The organism is Polynucleobacter sp. MG-28-Ekke-A2 (assembly GCF_035012985.1).
In the GTDB taxonomy this organism is placed as follows: domain Bacteria; phylum Pseudomonadota; class Gammaproteobacteria; order Burkholderiales; family Burkholderiaceae; genus Polynucleobacter.
Genome location: NZ_JAYGQU010000038.1, coordinates 1 through 4300 on the forward strand (window position 1 = coordinate 1; position 4300 = coordinate 4300).

The window sequence follows — 4300 nt, forward strand, 5'->3', positions numbered from 1 at the left end:
ATAAGGAGCTTAGAATGATCCAAGACCGTTTAAACAACCGACCTAGAAAACGATTAGGATTTAAAACCCCCAATGAAGTATTTATGCAGTCCTTAAACCGTGTTGCACTTCGTGTTTGAATCTACGTAAGATAAATCCTCAATAACAATGCAATTAAGTAATCAAAAAATGGCTTATGACTGAAAAAGAAATTCAAAACTCAAAAAAACTTAACTCAATAAAGTCATTTTTACCTTTTTTAAGGCCTTATAAAAAACAGCTAATAATTGCTGCAACAAGTCTTATTCTTGCTGCGTCAGCAACTTTAGTAGTACCACTTTGTTTTAGGAAGATCATTGATCTAGGATTTAGCGATATAAGCCATGAGCAAATTAACCTAACCTTCATTAATCTTTTTGCAGCTGCGTTTGTGCTTGCATTTGCTAGTGCGCTGCGTTACTACATCGTCTCCTGGCTAGGGGAAAGAGTCACTTGTGATATTCGGAAAGCAGTCTACTCACATATCATCTTACAAAGTCCAGAGTTCTTCGAAACACAACAAAGTGGCGAACTTCTCTCTCGGATTAATAACGACACTTCAATAGTTCAAATCCTAATAGGTACAAGCATTTCCATGGCGGTGAGAAATTTATTTCTGCTGCTTGGCGGGATGACAATGATGTTTATTACCAGCATTAAATTGTCCTTACTCATTCTTGCTACCCTATTATTAACCGTAGTACCCATCATGGTGATGGGTAAAAAAGTTCGGAAGCTATCCAGAAATTCACAGGATAAAATTGCGCTGGCCTCTGCAATAGCAGGTGAAAAAATAAATGCCATTCTTACTGTTCAGTCGTTTGCAAATGAACAAAAAGAAATCCGAGCATTTAACACATCTGTTGAAGCTTCATTTTTGGCCTCAAAAATTAGGAGTGCAGCTCGTGGCAAGCTTACTTTTGTTGCCATACTCTTGGGCTTTACCAGCATCATCACCGTGTTGTGGCTTGGCGCTTATGCAGTCAGCAACCAGGAGATGTCTGGTGGTGAACTAACCCAGTTTTTCTTGTATGCAGTAATTGTTGCAGGCTCTATAGCAGCTCTTTCAGAGGTTCTTGGCGACTCACAAAGAGCGATTGGTGCTGGCGATAGACTTTTAGAGCTATTAAGCATCGAGTCACAAGTACAAAATCCTAAAGAACCCTTTATTCCTCCTTCATCAGCTAATAAAGCTATCAGCATTAACATCCAAGGATTAAGCTTTCACTACCAATCCATTCCAACAAATGTACTTACAGACATTTCTCTAAATATTCAGGCTGGAGAAAAAATTGCGATTGTAGGTCCATCGGGTTCAGGTAAAACAACCTTATTTAAATTAATACAGAGATTTTATGATCCTCAGTCAGGTAGCATTTCTTTTGATGGTGTTGATATAAAAAACTATAAATTAGATGATTTACGCAAACTCATTGGAGTGGTACCTCAAGATATCAGCATCTTTTCTGAAAATGCATTAGAAAATATTCGCTATGGCGATGAAAATGCAAGCGATCAGGATGTAATTAAGGCGTCTAAGATTGCCTTTGTCGATGAATTTGTATCCAAGTTGCCGGATGGATACAGCACATTCTTAGGTGACCGAGGTGTCAGGCTATCTGGCGGTCAAAAACAACGAATTGCCATAGCAAGAGCCTTGCTAAAAAATCCACCATTACTTTTATTAGATGAGGCTACTAGCTCCCTAGATGCAGAGTCGGAAAGACTGGTACAACAAGCACTCGAAGAGGCAATGAAAGGTAGAACAACCATAGTCATTGCACATAGACTGGCGACTGTCAAAAAAGCTGACAGAATTGTTGTCATGGAGAATGGTCGAATTGTTGAAATTGGCAACCACTCTTCGCTTGTGAATAATGAAGGTCTTTACTCACATCTAGCTAAGCTGCAATTTACTGATGCCTGACAATAAAGATCAACATACTCAAATTGATGTCGCGGCCCTAAAAGAATACTTTTTAGGTTTGCAGGATCGCATTACCAGTGCGATGAGTGCTTTGGATGGCAAAGTCTTTGTTGCAGATGAATGGCATAAGCCTGAGGACAGCAAACTCAAAGGCTATGGCCGCACCTGTATTTTGGATGGTGGCAATATTCTTGAAAAAGGTGGCGTTGGTTTCTCACACGTTCGCGGCGATCAAATGCCGCCCTCAGCATCGCATCACCGCCCAGAAGTAGCGGGCCGTAGCTTTGAAGCAATGGGTGTCTCTTTGGTCTTTCACCCAAATAACCCCAAAGTACCAACTACACATATGAATGTGCGCTGCTTTATTGCGCAAGCCCCTGGCAAAGAACCAGTTTGGTGGTTTGGCGGCGGCTTTGATCTCACACCCTATTACGGCGTTGATGAAGACTGCAAACACTTTCATCAAACCGCTAAAGATGCCTTAGATCCCTTTGGTGAAGAACTCTATCCTCGCTTCAAGAAGTGGTGTGATGAATACTTCTACTTAAAACATCGCGAAGAGCCACGCGGCATAGGCGGCGTTTTCTTTGACGACTTTAATGAACTTGGCTTTGAAAAGAGCTTTGCCATGACACGCGCAGTAGGTGATGCATTTATCAATGCTTATCTGCCGATCGTACAACGACGTTATCAAGATAGCTTCACACCGGAAGAAAAATCTTTCCAGGAATATCGGCGCGGTCGCTACGTGGAGTACAACCTCATTTTTGATCGAGGCACTATATTTGGTTTGCACTCCGGTGGGCGTACTGAATCTATATTGATGTCGATGCCACCAGTAGTGCAATGGTGGTACAACTGGCAACCAAAACCTGGTACACCCGAGGCCAAGCTTTATGACTACTACCTTAAGCCATGCGATTGGCTAGCGTGAGCCCTATAAAAAAATCGCCCACATGGGGCGAAAAGTTGGAAAAATAGGGACTTCAAAGTTTATTCTAAGATTTATTGGCATAAAGTCAATAACCCTGCATTCAGAGGTATGTGCACCCCTTAAATGAGGCCATCAAAGGCTTGACCTAGGCTTTTTTATTGTATGCAGAGCACCAGCCCTTAATAGACACTTGCTTTCCAGGATACAAAGGGCAACCGCCAGTTGCTGCAGCGCCACCTTGATAAAGAGCGCAGTTTCCACAAGCCTGTGGAGCGGCATACTTTGGAAACTTAGTCTTATCCACCTTAGATGCGTCTGGATTGTAGCCAAGTGCAGCCGCCTGAGGATCGGCAGGAGAAAGCATTGCCTGGGCTTGGGCATGTTTATTTAAAGCCAATACCGCCACTCCAGCAATGGACATTGTCATAAAAGTACGCCTGGTAGTTTTCATCTTGACTCCTATCGCATTTAACATGAACATATCACTACGCATTTAATCATATATTAAGTAAATATTAATGCCAATATCGCCAGCTTAGCAATTTAGGCTCAATTAGAAATTTAAACCACGGTAATAAAAAGAATAGATGGCATTAAATTAATCAGCATCTAGTAAGGCTCAAAATGGCACTACAAACACTACATACAATCACAGTTGATGATTTGGCGTTTACTAATCCTGCGCTACATGCTGAGTACGTCATTTTAGTAACGAAGTTAATAGATAAGCTTAGAGAATTGAGTAAGCAAAATAGCTCCATTGCTACATTCTCCGGTTTGACAGAAAAATATGACACAAATTCGAATGAGGCTTATCTGGATTTAATTCTTTCCAATGAGAGGGACAGTTTTAGTGCGCGAATTTATATTCATCAACTGAAAAATTTTCTTATTGAAGTAAATGGTATAGGTAAATTAGCGAATACGGCCGAGGATGTTCTAAATATTGCTGACGAGGGGCTTTCTAAGATATTCTAGATAAAATAATCATTTCATCCATGTAAGCTTCAAGTGGTTTCTGTACGAAATCAGAAGTTTGATAGAAGTCGCCTAATCTGGAGGATCTAATGCTCTTTTGTTTTTTAAATTCTCAGAATAGAATTAATCAAATAGCATAGAAAATTACCAAAATAAATATGTCACCCAAGCCAACAAATAAAAGTTCTAAGCTTGAAATCTCCTTGGAGAAAATCTCTGACCCTATTGGGAATTTATTTGTCTCTTTGTTTCATCGTATTGCATTGTTTGGAATTGGAGCTGCAACAGTATGGTCAGGGGTTCATACTTTTTTAGGGATTGAATCGCTACCAATATCCTAGACACTTCCCAACCTCGCTTGGTACTGCTCTTCAAATCTTACCGGAGAAAGTCCATTGTTGTAACTATGGCGCCTAACCGGGTTGTAAAACATTTCGATGTAA

General features: G+C 40.6%; 4 protein-coding genes and 1 pseudogene. 4 read left to right on the forward strand and 1 reads right to left on the reverse strand.

The annotated features are described in order from the left end of the window. The 3 genes and pseudogenes from VC188_RS11715 to hemF all read left to right on the forward strand — a co-directional run. A pseudogene (locus VC188_RS11715) lies at nt 1–119 on the forward strand (IS30 family transposase); the annotation flags it as partial. Between the two features lie 56 nt (nt 120–175). Continuing rightward, nucleotides 176–1945, forward strand: coding sequence for an ABC transporter transmembrane domain-containing protein (locus VC188_RS11720; protein ID WP_323484081.1), 1770 nt, complete (start codon nt 176–178; stop codon nt 1943–1945). Further along, nucleotides 1938–2879, forward strand: a complete 942-nt coding sequence (hemF, locus tag VC188_RS11725) for an oxygen-dependent coproporphyrinogen oxidase (RefSeq protein WP_323484082.1) — start codon at nt 1938–1940, stop codon at nt 2877–2879. Before VC188_RS11720 ends, hemF begins: the two co-directional genes overlap by 8 nt. A 145-nt stretch (nt 2880–3024) precedes the next feature. Here hemF and VC188_RS11730 read toward each other — a convergent pair whose 3' ends face one another. Then, the gene (locus VC188_RS11730; RefSeq protein ID WP_216218220.1) at nt 3025–3330 is read right to left on the reverse strand and encodes a high-potential iron-sulfur protein; all 306 of its coding nucleotides are present in this window, start codon (nt 3328–3330) and stop codon (nt 3025–3027) included. Between the two features lie 173 nt (nt 3331–3503). Here VC188_RS11730 and VC188_RS11735 point away from each other — a divergent pair, with 173 nt between their 5' ends. Beyond that, on the forward strand, nt 3504–3857 hold the full coding sequence (locus VC188_RS11735) for a hypothetical protein (RefSeq protein ID WP_323484083.1): 354 nt from the start codon (nt 3504–3506) through the stop codon (nt 3855–3857). Nucleotides 3858–4300: the final 443 nt, after the last annotated feature.